Origin of the sequence: Rhodoferax sp., assembly GCF_012927445.1 — a bacterium.
GTDB lineage: Bacteria > Pseudomonadota > Gammaproteobacteria > Burkholderiales > Burkholderiaceae_C > Rhodoferax.
In genome coordinates this window covers 928,746-947,679 of record NZ_JABBPD010000004.1, presented here as the reverse complement: position 1 = coordinate 947,679, position 18,934 = coordinate 928,746, and the positions used below count along the sequence as shown (strand labels likewise).

Genomic DNA, 18,934 nt, shown 5'->3' with positions numbered 1-18,934 from the left:
TCACTTGAAAAGCTGGCCTTGCCGGCGGTCGCTAGCGCCCACCATCGCGGCCGGTTTCACCCACTGGTCGAACTGCTCCGCTGTGACATGGCCCAGCGCCAGTGCGGCTTCGCGCAGCGTCGTGCCATCGTGGTGCGCGCGCTTGGCAATCTCGGCGGCGCGGTCGTAGCCGATGTGCGGTGCCAGTGCCGTCACCAGCATCAGTGAGCGTTCCAGCAGGTCGGCAATACGGGCCCGATTGGCTTCGATGCCCTGCACGCAATGTTTCTCAAAACTGCTCATGCCGTCGGCCAGCAGGCGCACGCTTTGCAAGAAATTGTGGGCGATCAGCGGTTTGAAAACATTGAGTTCAAAGTTGCCGGAGGCGCCGCCCAGGCCGATGGCGACGTCGTTGCCCATGACCTGGGCGCACAGCATGGTCAGCGCTTCGCACTGGGTCGGGTTGACCTTGCCCGGCATGATGGAGCTGCCGGGTTCGTTCTCCGGGATCGAGATCTCGCCCAGGCCGGAGCGCGGCCCGGAGGCCAGCCAGCGGATGTCGTTGGCGATTTTCATCAGCGCCACCGCCAGCGTCTTGAGGCCGCCATGGGCGGCGACGAGGCCGTCATGGGCGGCCAGCGCCGCGAACTTGTTGCTGGCGCTGCAAAAGGGCAGGTCACTGCTGCGCGCCAGTTCCGCCGCCACGCGCTCGCCGAATTCCGGATGGGTGTTGAGGCCGGTGCCGACCGCCGTGCCGCCGACGGCGAGCGGGTAGAGCGAGATCAGCGAAGCGGTGATGACCGCCTCGGCATGGTCGAGCTGGGCGACGTAACCGGAGAATTCCTGGCCCAGTGTCAGCGGCGTGGCATCCTGCAAATGGGTGCGGCCGATCTTGACGATGTCGGCGAAGGCGGCCGACTTTTCCGCCAGTGTCGCGCGCAATTGCGTCAGTGATGGCAGCACGGCGCGGGCGATGCCGATGGCCGCCGCCAGGTGCATGGCGGTGGGAAAGATGTCGTTGGAGGACTGCCCCAGATTGACGTCGTCATTGGGATGCACGCAGCGCTGCTGGCCCCGCTCGCCGCCGAGCAGTTCCGAGGCGCGGTTGGCCAGCACCTCATTCATGTTCATGTTGCTTTGGGTGCCGGAGCCGGTCTGCCACACCGACAACGGGAACTCCTGCTCGTGCGTGCCAAACAGCACTTCGTCCGCCGCCGCGACGATGGCTTGCGCCTTGTCCTGGGGCAGCAATCCGAGTTCGCTATTGACGCGGGCGCAGGCCGACTTGATGGTGGCGAGGGCGAGGATGAGGTCCTCCGGCATCTGCTCGGTGGAAATGTCAAAGTGTTCCAGTGAGCGCTGCGTCTGCGCCCCCCAGAGCCGGTCGGCCGGTACTTCGATGGCGCCGAAGGAGTCGCGTTCGGTTCGCGTTGCACAAGTGGCCATGGCTGTCCTTCTGTCAGGTCGGGTGGGCATTTTTATCATAGGACGAATCGCGCTGCTTGTCTGTGATCGCTTGGTAAGCGAGTGTTGCTTGTATCGCGCGTGCGCATTCTTTATACTGATTTTTTTGTCGCGCTCGGTGCAAAAACCGTTGGGGAGGCCACCATGATTCATGATCCGTTCGGCGCCTTGCAGAATTTCCGGCTCGCCTCCGGGACCCAGGCGCGCTACTACGCGCTGTCTGCACTCGAAGCGGCCGGGCTCGGCCCGGTGTCCAGGCTGCCGGTGTCCCTGCGCATCGTGCTCGAGTCCCTGCTGCGCCATTGCGATGGCCGCAAGGTCACGCAAGAACATGTGCGCCAACTGGCGGGCTGGCAGCCGAATGCGCCGCGCAGCAGCGAAGTGCCCTTTGTCGTCGCGCGCATCCTGTTGCAGGACTTCACCGGCGTGCCCTTGTTGTGCGATCTGGCGGCCATGCGCGGCGTGGCGCAGCGCTTCGGCAAGGACCCGAAGATCATTGAACCGCTGGTGCCGGTCGATCTGGTGGTGGACCATTCGGTGCAGGTCGATCACTACAACGTCGCCAATGCGCTTGACCTCAATATGCGGCTGGAATTCCAGCGCAACGCCGAGCGTTACCGCTTCATCAAATGGGGCATGCAGGCCTTCGACACCTTCCGCGTGGTGCCGCCCGGCATCGGCATCGTGCACCAGGTGAACCTGGAGTACCTGGCGCGCGGCGTCTGGCAAAAAGACGGTGTCTACTACCCCGACACGCTGGTTGGCACCGACTCCCACACCACCATGATCAATGGCCTGGGTGTGGTCGGCTGGGGCGTCGGCGGCATTGAGGCCGAAGCCGGCATGCTGGGCCAGCCGATCTATTTCCTGACCCCCGACGTGGTGGGTGTGCATCTGGCTGGCCAGTTGCGCGAAGGCGTCACCGCCACCGACCTGGTGCTGGTGGTTACCGAGATGCTGCGCCGCGCCAAGGTGGTGGGCAAGTTCGTCGAGTTTTTCGGCAGCGGTGCCGCTTCGCTCACCTTGCCGGACCGCGCGACGCTGGCGAATATGGCGCCGGAATACGGCGCCACCCTGGGCTTTTTCCCGCCGGATGAGGAAACCGCCAACTACCTGACGGCCACCGGGCGCAGCGCGGAAGAGGTGGATGCGTTTCGCGCCTACTTCCAGGCGCAGGGCCTGTTCGGCATGCCGCAGCCGGGAGAGATCGATTACAGCGCGGTGCTGGAACTGGACCTGGCCTCGGTCGTGCCGAGCGTGGCCGGGCCGAAGCGGCCGCAGGACCGGATTCCCTTGCCCGCGCTCAAGACCAAATTCACCGAGTTGTTCAGCCAGCCCGCCGCTATCAATGGTTACGGCAAATCAGCCGTGACCTTGGGCGAACGCCATGCTCTGCCGATCTACCTGCCACTGGATTGTTTGCCGCCGGTGGAGGCCGCCGGCAAGGGCCAAGCCATGGCCCGCAACGAGGTCGAAATGCTGGACAACCGGCCCGCCGATGGCCCGAGCTGCCCCGACCCGGAAGAACACGTGGAAGGCCTCAAGCAGCCGGTCGGCGACATCGGCCACGGCGATGTGCTGATCGCCGCCATCACTTCCTGCACCAACACCTCCAATCCGGGGGTGATGCTGGCGGCTGGCTTGCTGGCGCAAAAGGCTGTGGCGAGGGGGCTGACGGTGCACCCGCGCACCAAGACTTCTCTTGCTCCCGGCTCGCGCGTGGTGACCGAATACCTGAGTCGGGCCGGGTTGCTGCCGGCGCTCGAACGACTGGGTTTTCGCGTGGTGGCCTACGGCTGCACCACCTGCATCGGCAACTCCGGCCCGCTCGACAGCCGGCTGGAGGACGTGCTGAACGAGCAAGATCTGGTGTGTGCCGCCGTGCTGTCGGGCAACCGCAATTTCGAGGCCCGCATTCACAGCAGCATCAAGGCCAACTTCCTGATGAGCCCGCCGCTGGTGGTGGCCTTCGCCATCGCCGGGCGCGTCGGTATCGACCTGACGAGCGAGCCGCTGGGCGTCGGTCGCGACGGCCAGCCGGTGATGCTGAAAGACATCTGGCCGAGCGCGCAGGAGATTGCAGCGGCCATGAGCCATGCCACCGATCCGGCGACCTACCGCACGCTGTACCAGGACTTTGCGCGCGGCAATCCGCTGTGGAATGAAATCTCGACCCACACCGGTCAGGTCTATGCCTGGGAGCCCTCAACCTATATCGCCGAGCCACCCTTCTTTGAAGGGTTCACCTTGACGCCGGGCGCCGTGGCGGACATCCGCGCCGCCCGGGCGCTGGCCATCTTCGGCGATTCCGTTACCACCGATCACATCAGTCCGGCCGGCTCCATCAAGCCGGGCTCACCGGCTGGCGAATACCTGCTCGCGCACGGCGTCTCGGTGCCCGACTTCAACAGTTATGGCTCACGCCGCGGCAACCACGAGGTGATGATGCGCGGCACCTTTGCCAATGTGCGCATCCGCAACCTGATGCTGCCGGCCAAAGCGGACGGCGCGCGGGTCGAGGGCGGGGTCACCTGCTTGCAGCCGGGTGGCGACCTCATGTCGATTCACGCGGCTGCGGTGACTTACCAGGCGCGCGGCACGCCGACGCTGGTGTTTGCGGGTGAGGAATATGGCACCGGCTCCAGCCGCGACTGGGCAGCCAAGGGGCCGCGCCTGCTCGGTGTGCGTGCCGTGGTGGCGAAAGGCTTCGAGCGCATCCACCGCTCGAATCTGGTCGGCATGGGCGTGCTGCCGCTGCAGTTCAAGGGCGCCGACAGCGTCGACTCGTTGGGCATTGTGGGCGACGAGGAATTCGACTTGCTGGACCTGGATGCCCATCTGCGGCCCGGTCAGGATGTGCTACTGACGATCCGCCGGCCCGACGGCTCACGGCGCGAGGTGACGCTGCAGCTGCGGGTGGATACGCCGATCGAGGTGGACTATCTGCGCCACGGCGGCATCCTGCCTTATGTGCTGAGTGAGCTGTTGACGGACACGGTCGCCGCCTGAGGTTTCAAAGACAGGGTCGGCGTCCTCAGCGTCGCGCCAGTCTGTCAATTCGCTATATTTATAATAGTTACTTGCGCTTATGCTGAGTGGGCTAGAGGTCTGTTTATATAAATTCAGGGTGACGCAAGGCTAGCTCACGAACAGCAAAGCCGGGGATTCGAGCGTGCGCCGAACCGCCTGCACAAAACCGGCTGCGTCCACGCCATCGACCACGCGGTGGTCGAACGAGGACGACAGGTTCATCATCTGCCGCGCCAGCACCGCCCCGTCGCGCATGACCGGCCGCAGCACCATGCGGTTGACGCCGACGATGGCCACTTCGGGCGAATTGATCACTGGCGTCGAGACGATGCCGCCCAGCGGCCCGAGGCTGCTGATCGTGATGGTCGAGCCGGTCAGTTCGTCGCGTGTGGCCTTGCCGGTGCGGGCGATGGCCGCCAGGCGCGCCAGCTCGGTCGCACTGGACCACAGGTCATGCGCCTCGGCATGGCGCAGCACCGGCACCATCAGGCCGGCCCCGGTCTGGGTGGCGATGCCAATGTGCACCGCGCCATGGCGCGTGAGCACGCCGACCTCGTCGTCAAAACGCGCATTGATTTGCGGGAACTCGCGTACCGCCAGCACCACGGCGCGCAGCAGCAGGGGCAGCAGCGTCAGGTGCCCGCGCTGCGCCGCCCATTGGGCGTTCAGCTGCGCGCGCAGCGCCTCCAGCTCGGTGACATCGACCTCTTCCACATAGGTGAAGTGCGGGATGCGGCGCTTGGCGTCCTGCATGCGCTGGGCGATGCGCCGGCGCAGGCCGACCACCGGTATGCGCTCCTCGTCGTGGCGCGGTGTGACGCCCGCACCGGCCATCGTGCCGGTGGCGGCTGGCGTGCCGGCGCCAGGCGCGACGACATGGGCATCCAGATCGGCCTGCAGGATGCGGCCACCAGCACCGCTGGCCGCCACCTGCGCCAGGTCGATACCCAGTTCCCAGGCGCGCCGGCGCACGGCGGGCGAGGCGATCGGCTTGTCGGCGCCAGTTGGCCCTTCGACGGGCGCCGGGCGAACGGGATTCGTTTTGTCTGGACTTGCTGCAACGGCAGCGTCGAGGGGTGATGTCGGCGCTGTCTCCGGCGGCATGGCTGGCGCCACCTTCGAAGCAGTGGCGGGCGCTTCACTCGCGCCTTCTGCCCCCGTCAGTTCAATGCGGATCAACTCCGCCCCCACTGCCAGCACCTGGCCGACCGCGCCGCCCAGTGACAGCACGGTGCCGACCACCGGTGACGGAATCTCGACCGTGGCCTTGTCGGTCATCACGTCGGCCAGTATTTGATCTTCCGCTACGCGCTCGCCGGGAGACACACGCCAGGCCACCAGTTCGACCTCGGTAATGCCCTCGCCGAGGTCCGGCATCTTGATGACGTGAATTCCGTCCGGTGTATTCATGTCATTTCTCCATCGCCCGCTGGAGCGCCGCGCCCACGCGCGCCGGCCCCGGAAAGTAGGCCCACTCCTGCGCGTGCGGATAGGGCGTGTCCCAGCCGGTCACGCGTTCAATCGGCGCCTCCAGGTGGTAGAAGCAGTGCTCCTGCACCAGTGCCGTCAGCTCCGCGCCAAAGCCGCTGGTGCGCGTGGCTTCGTGCACCACCACGCAGCGCCCGGTCTTCTTTACCGAAGCGACGATGGTGGGCAGGTCCAGCGGCCACAGGCTGCGCAGGTCGATGATCTCGGCGTCGATACCGGTTTCGCGCGCGGCCGCCTCCGCCACAAAGACCATGGTGCCGTAGGTCAAAATCGTCAGGTCGACGCCGGGGCGAAACACCGCGGCCGATTCCAGCGGCACGGTGTAATAACCCTCCGGCACCTCCGCCGACGGGTGGCCGGCCCAGGGCACCGCCGGCTTCTCGTGGTGGCCGTCGAACGGGCCGTTGTACAGGCGTTTCGGCTCCAGAAAAATGACCGGGTCGTCGTTCTCGATGCTGCTGATCAGCAGCCCCTTGGCGTCATAGGGGTTGGACGGCATCACCGTGCGCAGTCCGCAGACATGGGTGAACAGCGCCTCCGGGCTCTGGCTGTGCGTCTGGCCGCCGAAGATGCCGCCGCCGCAGGGCATGCGGATCGTCATCGGCGCCGTGAAGTCGCCGGCCGAGCGGTAGCGCAGGCGCGCCGCTTCCGACACGATCTGGTCCGAGGCTGGGTAGAAATAGTCGGCAAACTGGACTTCCACCACCGGGCGCAAGCCATAGGCCGCCATGCCGATGGCCGTGCCGACGATGCCGCCCTCCGAGATCGGGGCGTCGAACACGCGCGAGCGCCCGTACTTGGCCTGCAGGCCCTCGGTGCAGCGGAACACGCCGCCGAAATAACCAACGTCCTGGCCGAACACCACGACATTGGGGTCACGCGCCAGCATCACGTCCATCGCCGAGCGCAGGGCCTGAATCATGGTCATTTGCATGCTCAGGCCTCCCGCCGCTGCCGGTCCATCTCACCGCGCAGCATTTGTTCGCGCTGCTGGCGCAGGTGTTCCGGCATGTCCTTGTAGACGTCGTCGAACATGGCCGCGGCGCCGGCCATGTGACCGGCGGCTAGCGAGCCATAACGTTCGGCCTCCTTCAGCGCGGCGCTCACCTGGGCCTCCAGTTCCTGCCGGACCGCCTCGTGCTCCGCTTCGGACCAGACGCCAAGTTGCATCAGGTGAGCCTTGAGTCGCACGATCGGATCCCCCAGCGGAAAGTGGGCCCAGTCGTCGGCCGGGCGGTAGCGCGACGGATCGTCCGAGGTCGAATGCGCGCCGCCGCGGTAGGTCACCCACTCGATCAGGGTCGGCCCCAGGTTGCTGCGCGCGCGCTCGGCCGCCCAGAGCGAGGCGGCATGAACGGCGAGGAAGTCGTTGCCGTCGACGCGCAAGGAGGCAATGCCGCAGCCGACGCCGCGCGCCGCGAAGGTGGTGGCCTCGCCGCCGGCAATGGCCTGGAAGGTGGAGATCGCCCACTGGTTGTTGACCACGTTCAGGATCACCGGCGCGCGGTAGACATGGGCGAAGGTCAGCGCGGTGTGAAAGTCGGACTCGGCGGTGGCGCCGTCGCCGATCCAGGCCGAGGCGATTTTGGTGTCGCCCTTGATCGCCGAGGCCATGGCCCAGCCCACCGCCTGGATGAACTGCGTGGCCAGGTTGCCGGAGATGGTGAAGAAGCCGGCCCGCTTGTAGGAGTACAAGACCGGCAACTGCCGGCCCTTGAGCGGATCGCGCTCGTTGGACATCAGCTGGCAGATCATTTCCACCAGGTCGATGTCATCGCGCGCCAGCAGCAACCCGGGTTGGCGGTAGGTGGGAAAGCACATGTCGCCGGGCTGCAGCGCCTGCGCCTGCGCGACGGCGATGGCTTCCTCGCCCAGGCAGCCGATGTAGAACGAAATCTTTTTTTGCCGCTGCGCGATCAGCATGCGGGCGTCATAGATGCGCGTTTTCATCATGGCCCGCAGCCCGGTGCGCAGCCGCTCTGGCGCTACTTTGGGGTCCCAGGGCCCGAGCGCGCGGCCCTCGTCGTCGAGCACTCGCACCAGGCTGTAGGCCAGGTCGCTGGTGTCGGCTGGCGACGCCTCGACCGGGGGGCGGCGCACCGCGCCGGCCGGTGACAGGTGCAGGTAGGAAAAGTCAGTTGCCTGCCCGGGCCGCCCCGAGGGTTCCGGCACATGCAGACGCAGCGCTTGGTTCTTGTTCTCGTTCATCAAGGCCCCCTCGTGCGGCTATCGTAATCCTGCGCGGCGCAAGACGCAAACGACCATAACGCGGTGGCTGGCAGGGACGGGCCGGTGCAGTAATCGTCCTGGGTGTCCACGTATGAAGTTGGGATTTAAATGGATTTACGAGGAGGATCAGGCTCTAGCCCTTACGGAATATGCGCAAGCAGCTATCTTATTGATAGTCCGGATGGCGCTCCGGCCTCTGGCATGTCTGCTGCGCGGTCTGTTGGCGCCAACAGGGGGTGCAGAAAACACCGTGCGCACGACATTCCTGCAAAAAAGTAAAAGCCTAAACACCCATATACGCATATTCACTTACTAGGGTTTGACTTTTTCAGAGTCTACAATTTCAGTTCCCAAAAGAAGCTGACGGGCTGGCCTTTCGGTCATACTGATTGCAGCAGGAGAGAATAATGCCTCATACAACGGCCAATGCCGAAGAAATCCGCGCCGAGTTGCGCCGTGCCGCCCTCGAGTACCACGAGTTCCCGATTCCAGGAAAAATTGGCATTGCCGCCACCAAGCAACTGGTCAACCAGCATGATCTCGGACTGGCCTATTCACCCGGTGTCGCCGCACCCTGCGAAGAAATCGTCAAAGACCCCAACGCTGCCTTCAAGTACACCAGCCGCGGCAATCTGGTGGCGGTGATCACCAACGGCACCGCCGTGCTCGGGCTGGGCGACATTGGTCCGCTGGCGGCCAAGCCGGTGATGGAGGGCAAGGCCGTGCTGTTCAAGAAGTTCGCGGGCATTGACGTGTTTGACATCGAGATTAACGAAAAGCACGACCTCGACAAACTGGTGGACATCATCGCCTCGCTGGAGCCGACGTTTGGCGGCATCAACCTGGAAGACATCAAGGCGCCCGACTGCTTTTATGTCGAACGCAAGCTGCGCGAGCGCATGAAGATTCCGGTGTTCCATGATGACCAGCATGGCACGGCGATCACCGTCGGCGCCGCCATCCTCAATGGCCTGAAGGTCGCCGGCAAGGACCCGAAAAAGATCAAACTGGTCACGTCCGGTGCCGGCGCGGCCGCGCTGGCTTGTCTGGGCTTGCTGGTCAAGCTGGGCATTCCACGCGAAAACATCTTTGTGACCGATCTGGCCGGGGTGGTCTATGAAGGCCGTACTGAGTTGATGGACGAAGACAAGATCGTTTATGCCCAGAAAACCTCCGCCCGGACCCTGGGCGACATCATTGAAGGCGCCGACGTGTTCCTCGGCTTGTCGGCGGGCGGCGTGCTGAAGCCGGAAATGGTGCGGAAAATGGCGGCCAAGCCGCTCGTTTTTGCGCTGGCCAACCCGACGCCCGAAATCCTGCCGGAAGAAGTGAAAGCAGTGCGCAGTGACGCCATCATTGCCACCGGCCGCTCGGACTACCCCAATCAGGTCAATAACGTCCTGTGCTTCCCCTATATTTTTCGGGGAACGCTGGATGCCGGCGCATCAACCATCACGCTGGAGATGGAAATTGCCGCCGTGCACGCCATTGCCGAGCTGGCGCAAGCCGAACAAAGCGAGGTGGTTGCCGCGGCCTATGCCGGTGAGCAACTGGCCTTTGGCCCGGAATACCTGATTCCGAAGCCGTTTGATCCGCGCCTGATGATGAAAATCGCGCCAGCGGTGGCCCAGGCGGCGGCCGACAGCGGCGTCGCCTTGCGCCCGATCCAGGACATGGACGCTTACCGCGAGAAGCTGCAAAGCTTTGTGTACGCTTCCGGCACGGTGATGAAGCCGATCTTTACCGCCGCCAAACTGGGGCTGAAGAAACGCGTCGCCTATTCCGAAGGGGAAGACGAACGCGTGTTGCGGGCTTGTCAAATTGTGGTGGACGAAGGCTTGGCCTTGCCCACCCTGATTGGCCGCCCGCTGGTCATCGCCGAGCGGATCGGCAAGTTTGGCCTGCGCTTGCGGGAAGGGACCGATTACAACGTGGTGAATGTGGAGCAAGACCATCGGTATCGCGATTTCTGGCAAACCTACCATCGCATGACCGAGCGCAAAGGCATCACTGCCCAAATGGCCAAAATTGAAATGCGCCGCCGTTTGAGCCTGATTGGCGCCATGTTGCTGCACAAAGGCGACGTGGATGGCCTGATTTGTGGCACCTGGGGCAGCACGGCGCTGCACCTGCAGTACATGGACCAGGTGATCGGCAAGCGCGCGGGGGTGAATACCTACGCCTGCATGAATGGCCTGATCTTGCCTGAACGCCAGTTATTTTTGGTGGATACGCACATCAATTACGACCCCACCGCCGAGCAGTTGACCGAGATCACGATCATGGCGGCCGAGGAAATGCTGCGCTTTGGCATCAAGCCCAAAGTTGCGTTGTTGAGTCATTCCAACTTCGGCAGCAGCAGCCAGCCCAGCGCCATCAAGATGCGCCAGACGCTGGAATTGCTGCGCGCCCAGGCGCCCTGGCTGGAAGTGGACGGCGAAATGCACGGTGACGTTGCACTGGACGGGAAAGCCCGCGCCGCCCTGATGCCCAACAGCACCCTGTCGGGTGACGCCAATCTGCTGGTGCTGCCCAATATTGATGCGGCTAATATTGCCTACAACCTGCTGAAAACAGCGGCAGGTGGCAATATTGCCATTGGCCCGGTGCTGCTCGGGGCGGCCAAACCGGTGCATATTCTGACCGCTAGCACGACCGTGCGCCGAATTGTCAATATGACGGCGCTCACCGTGGCCGACGCAAACGCCACCCGCTAATTGATACAGCTCAAGCTAGTACTAACTTACTAGCCTTGACGCCTCTTCTCGACTGCCCATTTTTTGGGCAGTCGCTTGCATTTCCCCCGTAAATACGCGACACTACGAACCTTGAAATTTCCGGGTAAACCCGGAGTGTTACGGGAAGTTTTTTTCATGTCGCGTTTTTCCAGCCTAAAGTTAGTAATCACTGGCTTTTTGCTCACGGCGGTTTTAGCCTCCGGTTTGGTGCAGGCCAAAGGCCCTGTTGCTGTAGACCCCAATGCCACGATAGCCGTGGCCGAATTGCCCAGGCAAGGCGCGCAAGTCTATGACCTGATCCGTCAGGGTGGTCCGTTTGCATATGAAAAAGACGGGGTCGTTTTTGGAAATCGTGAGCGTTTGCTGCCGATCCAGAAACGTGGTTACTACCGCGAATACACCGTCGCCACATCCGGTTCACGTAGCCGGGGCGTCCGGCGCATTGTGTGCGGAGGTCAGCCCAGAACGCCGGACACTTGTTATTACACCGCCGATCACTATGCGAGCTTCCGCAAGATCGTGCCGTAATTTTTGGTTTTTTCATTTTGTAAAGTGAAGCAGGAATAAATATGTCACTGAGTCAAGAAACATCAGCACCTCCGCGTGCCGCAACGGAAGTGCCGCTCCGCGGTATTCGGCCCAACATTGTTCAGTCCATCCGAGCTTTTCGGGTGCCTGAGTTGCAAGAAGCGGCCGTCACGCTGGGGCAGCATTTTCTGTATGCCAATCTGGCCAACGCCCAGACCAAGCAGGACGTGCTGGACCTGATCGGTCAGCAATTCAAGCTGTCGGCGCATGTCGGCAAGAACTTTGACGCGCTGTATGACAGCATGACCGACCCGCTGCACAAGTCCGGCCCCCAGCCTGGCTTTATTGCCGTGCTGGAACACATCCCGGCCAATACCAAATTCGACAAGGAAGCACGCGAGCAGTTGCTCGACATCTTCCGGGATGCGGCGGACTACTGGGGGGATCGAAAAATACCCTTCCGATGCTTCTATTCTTTTCTGTAGCCCGTTCTGCACACACCAGCCAAGCAGAACGGGCGAACGAGGCAAAAAGCACAGAGGCGGGCAACCACGCTGTGCCCGGCATTGATCTCACCACCGAATCCGGTGAAAAGATGCCCACCGACAAATTGTTGGATATTTCGCCACTGGCGCTGCGCATGAGCAGCCCTTTCAATGCCGGGTATTGGCTGACGGCCGCCTGATCGCACCCCAGTCCACGCATAAAAAAGGCCCAATCGAAAGATTGGGCCTTTTCCTTTTTTGGGGGGTGCTCAACGCTTGTTGAGCGTCGATCCCTTGCTGTTCAGTGCCTACGGATGGGCGCTTTTGATCTGCTCGGCCAATGCCAGATATTCGGTCACTGGCACTTCTTCAGCGCGGCGTTTCACATCGAACTGGCCTGAAAAAGCTTTCGCTTCCAGCCACTGGCCCAGCGTATGGCGCATCAACTTGCGGCGCTGGCTGAAGGCTACCTGCACAATTTCACTCAACAGCCTCACGTCCACTGCGGCCGGATTTTCGCGCGGTACCATGCGGACCACCGCGCTGTTCACCCGTGGCGGCGGTACAAAACTCTCCGGTGGCACAAACAGTACGTTTTCCATGGCGTAACGCCATTGCAGCATGACACTCAAACGGCCGTAATCCGAGGTGCAGGGGCTGGCCACCATCCGGTCAATCACTTCCTTTTGCAGCATGAAGTGCTGGTCTTCAATGACATCCACGAAATCCAGCAAGTGAAACAGGATCGGTGTCGAGATGTTGTAGGGCAGGTTGCCCACCACACGCAACTTAGTAGCGGCTTGAGATTGAGCCACTTGGCCGAAATCTACCTTCAGCACATCAGATTCAATGACGGTGAGTTGCGGATGCTCTCGCAGGCGAACTGCCAGGTCGCGGTCCAGTTCAATCACCGTGAGGTGGCCCAGTCGCTCCACCAGGGGCTGTGTCAGCGCCGCCAGGCCGGGGCCGATCTCGACCATCGCCTGCCCTGGCAGGGGTGCAATTGCGTCAACGATGGCTTCAATAATGAGGCGATCAGCCAGAAAATGCTGGCCGAAGCGCTTGCGGGGAATATGTTTCATTGGATGAATGTAAGAGCTGCCGCCGCGCCGGGCCGCCCCAAGCAAGGCACGGCCCCCTCGGGGGGGCAGCGCGGCACACGAAGTGGCAAGCGTGGGGGTGATATATTTTTATTGGGGGGGAGCACGCATTTCCACATAGGCGCGACCACGCAGGTCCTGCGCCCAAGTGGCATAAGTTTCATCCAGCTTCTTCTCGCGCAACAGGGCGCGCACGGTCTCGCGCTGCTCGCGCGGGCTTAAGGTGGCGTTGCGGCGCTCGGTCAACTGGATCAAATGCACGCCAAAGCGTGATACCAGCGGATCGCTGATCTGGCCTGGTGTCAGCCGGTTCATGACTTCCTCAAACTCGGGCACAAACATGCCCGGATTGGCCCAGCCCAAGTCGCCGCCCTGTGCGGCACTTCCGTCCTGCGAGTTGTCGCGGGCCAAGGTCGCAAAGTCAGCTTGTCCCGCCACCAGGCGCTTCTTGAATTCGCTGAGTTTGCTGCGGGCAGCGGCTTCGCTCAATTGGGGGCTGACGCGCAACAAGATATGGCGTGCCCGGCTTTGCGTCACGGTCATGGCGGGCATCCCGGAACGACTTTTCTCCAGCACTTTGAGGATGTGAAAACCAGCGCCCGAGCGCACCAGTTGCGAAACCGCGCCAGCGCCGAGGTTTTGCGTCGCCTCAATGAACAGTGGTGGGTAGCGGTCGGTTGTGCGCAAGCCCAACTGGCCGCCGGTGGCGCTGTCAGCCGCATCGGAGAATTCACGCACCAGGGTGACAAAATCTTCGCCGGCGCGGGCACGGTCCAGTGCGCGTTGTGCTTTGGCTTTCAAGGCCGCAATCTGCACCGGGCTGGCTGCATCCGGCACGGCCACCAGGATCTGGGCCAGATTGACTTGCAGCGTTGCGGGATCGCTGTTCTTTTGATCCCGCAGGTATTGGTCCACTTCCAGATCCGAGACCCGCACGCGGGGTTCCACGTCGCGTTCACGCAGTCGCGTCAGCATGAGCTGATCCCGCAACTGGGCGCGGAACTGGCTGAGCACCACCCCATCCTTCACCACGCGACGGTGCAATTCGGCGACATCCATCTGGTTTTGACGCGCGATGTTCTGCTCGGCCTGGTCAACGGCCGCATCGTCCACGCGAATCCCCGATTCGCGGGCCAACTGCAGTTGGGCTTTTTCGTTGATGAGTCGTTCCAGCACCTGACGCGCCAGTTCTTTGCTGTCGGGCTGGGGCCGGCGCTGCTGCGCCAGTTGTTGCAACACACGCTGCAGTTCGAGGCGGACTTCGTTGTTGGTGATCGGTTCGGAATTGACCACGGCCACGATGAAGTCGGCCTGATGGGGCGCCTCGGGCTGGGTGCGCGTGAGTGGCGGGACAACACTGGCACCCGCAGAAGGTCGCAAGCTCTGGGCCTGCGAAGTCAGGGTGGCGAGAATGGCCACGCTCAGGGCCAGAAGGCGTTTGTTCATGATGGAATTATTCGTAATTGCTGAAACGGCTGGGAGGGCTGGTTTGCTCTCGCAGGAATTGGTAATTTGGAATATTGTCTTTCAATGTCTGCAAGGGGTTGACGCCCAAGCGGGTAAACCCGACAAACTCAAGTTGGAACATGATGCGCTGACTGGCTGTCGAGGTGCTGGTCTGGAGCCGCTCCAGGACCGCACGACCGAGCCAACAACCTGCATCGTACTCAAAGCCGATCACCGAGTTGACCAGCTTGCGCTCTTGCAGGCTGTAATTGAGACGACCCACGCTGTACCAGCGCCCTTCGCCCTGGCCCCGTCCCGCGCCCAGGTTTTGCCCCCGGTCACCCCACAGGTCATTGAGCGGCCACTGCCAGCCCACGTCAACCTGTTCACTGAGATCGCGCTGGTAGCGGTAGGCCGCCGTCACCACCCGGTAGTTGCCCGGGTTGTAGCGGGCCCCGACGGAGGAGCGCACCGACTTCTCCGTGGTCGGGTTGAACTGCACGGTGGAGTCAAAGGCCCATTTGGGGTCCCAGTTGACCGATGCGCCCAGCAAGATATCGCTGATCCGGTCGGTCACCGGCGCGCCTCCCGGCATGGTGACATTCTGGTCGGCGAAGCGCAGTCGCTGCGCAATGCCAAAACGTGCCGCCTCGGCGCCGGTATCCGGATTCAGCAGACGCGTGGTGACCCCGAGCGTCAGCAAATTGCTGTCAGAAATGCGGTCATTGCCGACGAAGGCATTTTCGGTGTAGATGGTGGCGAAATTGAAGTCGCTGGCACCGGAGTCGTAAATCGGCAGCAGGCGCTGGTCGCGGTACGGCGTGTTGACGTAAAAAGCCCGGGGCTCGAGCGTTTGGCGAAAATCCTTGCCAAAATAACTGGCATCACGCTCAAACACCAGGCCACTGTCCAGACTGAGGGTCGGCACCACGCGGCTGGCTGAGTTGTTCCCGTTCGTCAACGGCGTGTCAAATTGGTAGCTGGCGGCATGCAGCTGCAGCTTCGGTGTGATAAATCCGGCGGGTCCAATAAAGGGGCGACTCACCTGCATCAAGGAAAAAGCCCGTTGCGCATTGGGCTGCCGCGTGAGCATGCTGTCCGCCTGAAACTGGGTGTAATCGGCGTCCACCGAGTAGTCAAACCCGTTGTCGTCGATGCGGGCGTAGCGCGTGGCCAGTTGGGGCAAGCGGTCATAAGGCGGAATGATGGGGGCCGTGACATCCTGGATGGTCTGCCACTTGAGCGTGCGCACACTGCTCGAAAAATAGCCATTGGTCCAGGACAATGTGGCGTCATTGGCCAATAAGCGCTGAGTCAGGGAGGTCGAACTGCGGCTGAAGTCCTTCCAGTAATTGTCATCACTCACCCGGTTCAGGTTGAGGTTGAGGGCCATGCCGTTATCGGTGAGCTGACTGATCAGACTGTTTCGGAGCGTTGTCTGATGCTGGTAGCCCATGGCCCAGCGATTGCTGTCGCGCAACTGGTCGACTGGCATCAGATCCAGCCGCAACTGGCCGGCATAGTCCGCTTCCAGGTAACGAAACTCGCTGCCCAGACTCACGCCACGCTTGCTCATGACGGTCGGGGTGAAGGTGGCGTCCCGGTTCGGGGCGATATTCCAGTAGTAGGGCATGGACACCTCCACGCCGTTGACGTTGTCCACGCCCAGCGTTGGCGGCATCAAGCCGGATTTGCGCTTGTCGCTCAATGGGAACGTGATGTAGGGGATCGGCAACACGGGCACCCGTTTGAAGCTCAGCACCGCCCCTTCTGCCGTCCCCACGTCTTCCTCGTTGTCCATGCGAATGGTGTTGGCGCGCAGAATCCAGTCCGGCAGCCAGTCCGGGCCCGGCAAACGGCGGCAGGTCGTCAGCGTGGCGTTATGGATAACGGCCCGTTGGTCATCAATGAAGTCGACCCGGTCGGCGTCGCCATGCGAATCGTTCTTGAGAAAGTAGTAGCGCGGCTCATTGAAAAACCCTTCGAAGGAGTCGAGTTTGAGCTCCAGCAGCGGCCCCTCATACACATTGCCGGCCCGGTTGATGCGCACCTGGCCTGTGGCTTTGGCCAGGTCCGTCGGCTGGTCGTACTCCAGTCGGTCAGCCTTGATCACCATGTCGCCACGGCGCAGCACGGCATTGCCTTCCAGCACGGTTTCCAGGTCTGGGCGTCCCGTCAGGCTGTCGCTGTAAATGAAGGTGGGCAAGGCGCTGCGCGACGTGTTGGGAATCTGATCTTGCAGCAACGGGCTGCTTTGGAGCGGGATCGGGCTCTCTTCTGGTGTCAACGGCAACACAGGTCCGGCCGGCGCCACTTGGGCATAAAGCGACGTCCCGTGCAGCAAAGCCCAGGCCACCAGGGCGACTGGGCTTCGAATCAGACGAAGAAGGGACGCCCTGTGTTTCAGGTTGTGCATCAAAAAGCGCATCGGGAAGGGGCAGTCTCGGACGAGGGATCAGGTTGAAAACGAAAGCCGGAGCTTTCGGGTTTGTAGAATAGATTATCCATGAGCCAAGCCAACGCCCCCGAACCCACATTATTCACAGCCCCCGTCTGGACTGACGCGCAGCGCGCGGCGGATTTCAACGCCTGGTTAACCCAGCAGGTGCCCACCCACGGTTTATTCATTGACACCGTGCGCAGCGCCTCGGCCGACGCCAGTTTCCGGCGTTACTTCCGGGTCGATTCGGCACAGGGCAGTCGCATCATCATGGACGCGCCGCCTGACCAGGAAGACTGCCGCCCCTTTGCCAAAGTCGCCCAGTTGATGGCTGCGGCCCAGGTGCATGGGCCGCAGGTGCTGGCGTGGGATGAGGGCAAAGGCTTCATGCTGCTGACAGACCTCGGCGCCCAGACCATGATGCAAGCGATCGACCGAGACAACGCCTCGGCGAACCAAGGCCTGTACCTGCAGGCGGTGGATGCGCTGATTGCCTGGCAAACCGCCTCCACCCCGGGGGTCTTGCCGCCCTACGATGAAGCGCTGCTGCGGCGTGAGCTGGCACTGTTTCCCGACTGGTATCTGGCGCGCCACAAGGGCGTGGCGGTTGAAGGCGACGTACGCCGCACGCTGGATGACGCTTTCAAGCACATCATTGAACACAACCTGGCCTGGCCCAGCGTTTATGTGCATCGCGACTTCATGCCGCGCAACTTGATGGTCGGCCCTCCGTTGGGGGTGCTGGACTTCCAGGACGCGGTGTACGGCCCCATCACCTACGACATTGCCAGCCTGATGCGCGACGCCTTCTTGAGCTGGGACGAGGACTTTTGCCTCGACATCACCATCCGTTACTGGGACAAGGCGCGCAAGGCCGGTCTGCCGGTGGGCGACGACTTTGGCGAGTTTTACAAGGGCGTCGAATGGATGGGCCTGCAGCGCCACTTGAAAGTGGCCGGCATTTTTGCCCGGCTCACGCTGCGCGACGGCAAGCCGCAGTATCTGGCCGATACGCCGCGTTTCATCCGTTACATCCGCGCCACCTGCGAGCGTTACCGTGAACTCAAGCCGCTGTTGCGCTTGATTGAGCGGGTCGAAGGCATCGAGGTCGCCAACGGCTATTCTTTTGGTAAAATTTAAGATAAATCGGGCTCTAGCCTCCGTACTATCTGCGTAAGCAGCTATTACTTTAATAGCAATAACTCCGTATGCCCCGTTTTTACTGTCCTACACCTCTCGTCCCCGGTGCGCTGCTGGAGTTGCCGGCCGGCGCCGCCCGCCACGTGCAGGTGCTGCGGCTGCAACCCGGCGACAGCATCACGCTGTTCAATGGCGGGTCCGGCCAGGCGGGCCGTGCGGGCGAGTTCGATGCCACCGTGACGCGCATGGGGCGCAGCGACGTGCAGGTGCAGGTCGGCAGTCACCACCCGGTCGAGCGCGAAGCCGCCCGTGCCGTGCATCTGGCCGTGGGCATGCCGGCCAACGACCGCATGGACTGGCTGGTGGAAAAAGCCACCGAACTCGGCGTGGCCAGCATTCAGCCCTTGATGACGGAACGCAGCGTGCTGCGCCTCAGTGGCGAGCGCGCCGAGAAAAAAGTGGCGCACTGGCAAAGCGTGGCCGTGGCCGCCTGCGAGCAATGTGGCGGCAACCGGGTGCCGGTGATTCATGAGGTGATGGGTTTTGCCGCCTGGACCAAAGCGCAGACCGCCGCCACCACCGGCCCGGCTTTCCTCTTGTCCCTGCGGCCGGGCACCCAGGGCTTGCGGGCCACCGTCAGCGGCGTCGACCAGAGTGCCGGGGACAAGGACGCCGCCATCACCTTCCTGTCAGGCCCCGAGGGCGGCTTGAGCAACGCGGAAGAAGAGATGGCCCTGGCCAGCGGCTTTGCGCCGGTCACGCTGGGGCCGCGCGTGCTGCGCGCTGAAACCGCCGCCTTGTGCGCCTTGGCGGCGTTGCTGGTGTAGCGGCTGCACCCGTCGCGGGCTCCCTGTGCAGAGGCATCTC

General features: G+C 62.7%; 14 protein-coding genes. 7 read left to right on the top strand and 7 right to left on the bottom strand.

Annotated features, from left to right (window positions below):
- Nucleotides 1–1,425, bottom strand: a complete 1,425-nt coding sequence (gene fumC, locus HHJ17_RS10115; RefSeq protein WP_296505678.1) for a class II fumarate hydratase — start codon at nt 1,423–1,425, stop codon at nt 1–3.
- 162 nt (nt 1,426–1,587) lie between these two features.
- Here fumC and HHJ17_RS10110 point away from each other — a divergent pair, with 162 nt between their 5' ends.
- Nucleotides 1,588–4,452: an aconitate hydratase gene (locus tag HHJ17_RS10110; protein WP_296500722.1), complete on the top strand. Its 2,865-nt coding sequence runs from the start codon at nt 1,588–1,590 to the stop codon at nt 4,450–4,452.
- A 129-nt stretch (nt 4,453–4,581) separates the two neighbouring features.
- Here HHJ17_RS10110 and HHJ17_RS10105 read toward each other — a convergent pair whose 3' ends face one another.
- Genes HHJ17_RS10105 through HHJ17_RS10095 form a run of 3 tightly spaced genes read right to left on the bottom strand, consistent with a single transcriptional unit; the run spans nt 4,582 to nt 8,169 of the window.
- Nucleotides 4,582–5,883 (bottom strand): dihydrolipoamide acetyltransferase family protein, encoded by a 1,302-nt coding sequence (locus tag HHJ17_RS10105; protein ID WP_296500724.1) that lies wholly within the window; start codon nt 5,881–5,883, stop codon nt 4,582–4,584.
- A 1-nt stretch (nt 5,884) separates the two neighbouring features.
- A complete protein-coding gene (locus HHJ17_RS10100; protein WP_296500726.1) occupies nt 5,885–6,895 on the bottom strand; it encodes an alpha-ketoacid dehydrogenase subunit beta in 1,011 nt (336 codons plus the stop codon).
- A gap of 2 nt (nt 6,896–6,897) precedes the next feature.
- Nucleotides 6,898–8,169 carry a 3-methyl-2-oxobutanoate dehydrogenase (2-methylpropanoyl-transferring) subunit alpha gene (locus HHJ17_RS10095; RefSeq protein ID WP_296500727.1) on the bottom strand — a complete coding sequence of 424 codons (1,272 nt, stop codon included), beginning with the start codon at nt 8,167–8,169 and terminating at the stop codon, nt 6,898–6,900.
- Between the two features lie 428 nt (nt 8,170–8,597).
- Between HHJ17_RS10095 and HHJ17_RS10090 the strand changes: the two genes are divergently transcribed.
- From HHJ17_RS10090 to HHJ17_RS10075, 4 genes are all read left to right on the top strand, one after another.
- Complete coding sequence (locus HHJ17_RS10090) at nt 8,598–10,907, top strand: NADP-dependent malic enzyme (protein WP_296500729.1); 2,310 nt, start codon at nt 8,598–8,600, stop codon at nt 10,905–10,907.
- Nucleotides 10,908–11,063: 156 nt separating this feature from the next.
- The gene (locus HHJ17_RS10085) at nt 11,064–11,456 is read left to right on the top strand and encodes a ribonuclease (protein ID WP_296500731.1); all 393 of its coding nucleotides are present in this window, start codon (nt 11,064–11,066) and stop codon (nt 11,454–11,456) included.
- Nucleotides 11,457–11,497: 41 nt separating this feature from the next.
- Entirely contained in the window at nt 11,498–11,941 is a 444-nt protein-coding gene (locus HHJ17_RS10080; protein WP_296500732.1) for a barstar family protein, read from the top strand.
- Nucleotides 11,920–12,141 (top strand): hypothetical protein, encoded by a 222-nt coding sequence (locus HHJ17_RS10075; RefSeq protein WP_296500734.1) that lies wholly within the window; start codon nt 11,920–11,922, stop codon nt 12,139–12,141. Before HHJ17_RS10080 ends, HHJ17_RS10075 begins: the two co-directional genes overlap by 22 nt.
- A 108-nt stretch (nt 12,142–12,249) precedes the next feature.
- Here HHJ17_RS10075 and rsmA read toward each other — a convergent pair whose 3' ends face one another.
- The 3 genes from rsmA to HHJ17_RS10060 form a co-directional block, all read right to left on the bottom strand.
- On the bottom strand, nt 12,250–13,023 hold the full coding sequence (gene rsmA, locus HHJ17_RS10070; RefSeq protein ID WP_296500735.1) for a 16S rRNA (adenine(1518)-N(6)/adenine(1519)-N(6))-dimethyltransferase RsmA: 774 nt from the start codon (nt 13,021–13,023) through the stop codon (nt 12,250–12,252).
- Between the two features lie 108 nt (nt 13,024–13,131).
- Nucleotides 13,132–14,487 (bottom strand): peptidylprolyl isomerase, encoded by a 1,356-nt coding sequence (locus HHJ17_RS10065; protein ID WP_296500737.1) that lies wholly within the window; start codon nt 14,485–14,487, stop codon nt 13,132–13,134.
- A 7-nt stretch (nt 14,488–14,494) separates the two neighbouring features.
- Nucleotides 14,495–16,903 carry an LPS-assembly protein LptD gene (locus HHJ17_RS10060; protein WP_296500739.1) on the bottom strand — a complete coding sequence of 803 codons (2,409 nt, stop codon included), beginning with the start codon at nt 16,901–16,903 and terminating at the stop codon, nt 14,495–14,497.
- A 90-nt stretch (nt 16,904–16,993) separates the two neighbouring features.
- On the opposite strand from HHJ17_RS10060, the gene HHJ17_RS10055 reads away from it, so the two are divergent.
- Nucleotides 16,994–18,067: a phosphotransferase gene (locus HHJ17_RS10055; protein ID WP_296505677.1), complete on the top strand. Its 1,074-nt coding sequence runs from the start codon at nt 16,994–16,996 to the stop codon at nt 18,065–18,067.
- A gap of 68 nt (nt 18,068–18,135) precedes the next feature.
- Complete coding sequence (locus HHJ17_RS10050; protein ID WP_296500741.1) at nt 18,136–18,894, top strand: 16S rRNA (uracil(1498)-N(3))-methyltransferase; 759 nt, start codon at nt 18,136–18,138, stop codon at nt 18,892–18,894.
- Nucleotides 18,895–18,934 lie beyond the last annotated feature (40 nt).

What these genes read in the sequence shown, in the direction of transcription:
- fumC (WP_296505678.1), bottom strand. Translation starts at nt 1,425, where the DNA reads ATGGCCACTTGTGCAACGCGAACCGAACGCGACTCCTTCGGCGCCATC.
- HHJ17_RS10110 (WP_296500722.1), top strand. Translation starts at nt 1,588, where the DNA reads ATGATTCATGATCCGTTCGGCGCCTTGCAGAATTTCCGGCTCGCCTCC.
- HHJ17_RS10105 (WP_296500724.1), bottom strand. Translation starts at nt 5,883, where the DNA reads ATGAATACACCGGACGGAATTCACGTCATCAAGATGCCGGACCTCGGC.
- HHJ17_RS10100 (WP_296500726.1), bottom strand. Translation starts at nt 6,895, where the DNA reads ATGCAAATGACCATGATTCAGGCCCTGCGCTCGGCGATGGACGTGATG.
- HHJ17_RS10095 (WP_296500727.1), bottom strand. Translation starts at nt 8,169, where the DNA reads ATGAACGAGAACAAGAACCAAGCGCTGCGTCTGCATGTGCCGGAACCC.
- HHJ17_RS10090 (WP_296500729.1), top strand. Translation starts at nt 8,598, where the DNA reads ATGCCTCATACAACGGCCAATGCCGAAGAAATCCGCGCCGAGTTGCGC.
- HHJ17_RS10085 (WP_296500731.1), top strand. Translation starts at nt 11,064, where the DNA reads ATGTCGCGTTTTTCCAGCCTAAAGTTAGTAATCACTGGCTTTTTGCTC.
- HHJ17_RS10080 (WP_296500732.1), top strand. Translation starts at nt 11,498, where the DNA reads ATGTCACTGAGTCAAGAAACATCAGCACCTCCGCGTGCCGCAACGGAA.
- HHJ17_RS10075 (WP_296500734.1), top strand. Translation starts at nt 11,920, where the DNA reads ATGCTTCTATTCTTTTCTGTAGCCCGTTCTGCACACACCAGCCAAGCA.
- rsmA (WP_296500735.1), bottom strand. Translation starts at nt 13,023, where the DNA reads ATGAAACATATTCCCCGCAAGCGCTTCGGCCAGCATTTTCTGGCTGAT.
- HHJ17_RS10065 (WP_296500737.1), bottom strand. Translation starts at nt 14,487, where the DNA reads ATGAACAAACGCCTTCTGGCCCTGAGCGTGGCCATTCTCGCCACCCTG.
- HHJ17_RS10060 (WP_296500739.1), bottom strand. Translation starts at nt 16,903, where the DNA reads ATGCACAACCTGAAACACAGGGCGTCCCTTCTTCGTCTGATTCGAAGC.
- HHJ17_RS10055 (WP_296505677.1), top strand. Translation starts at nt 16,994, where the DNA reads ATGAGCCAAGCCAACGCCCCCGAACCCACATTATTCACAGCCCCCGTC.
- HHJ17_RS10050 (WP_296500741.1), top strand. Translation starts at nt 18,136, where the DNA reads ATGCCCCGTTTTTACTGTCCTACACCTCTCGTCCCCGGTGCGCTGCTG.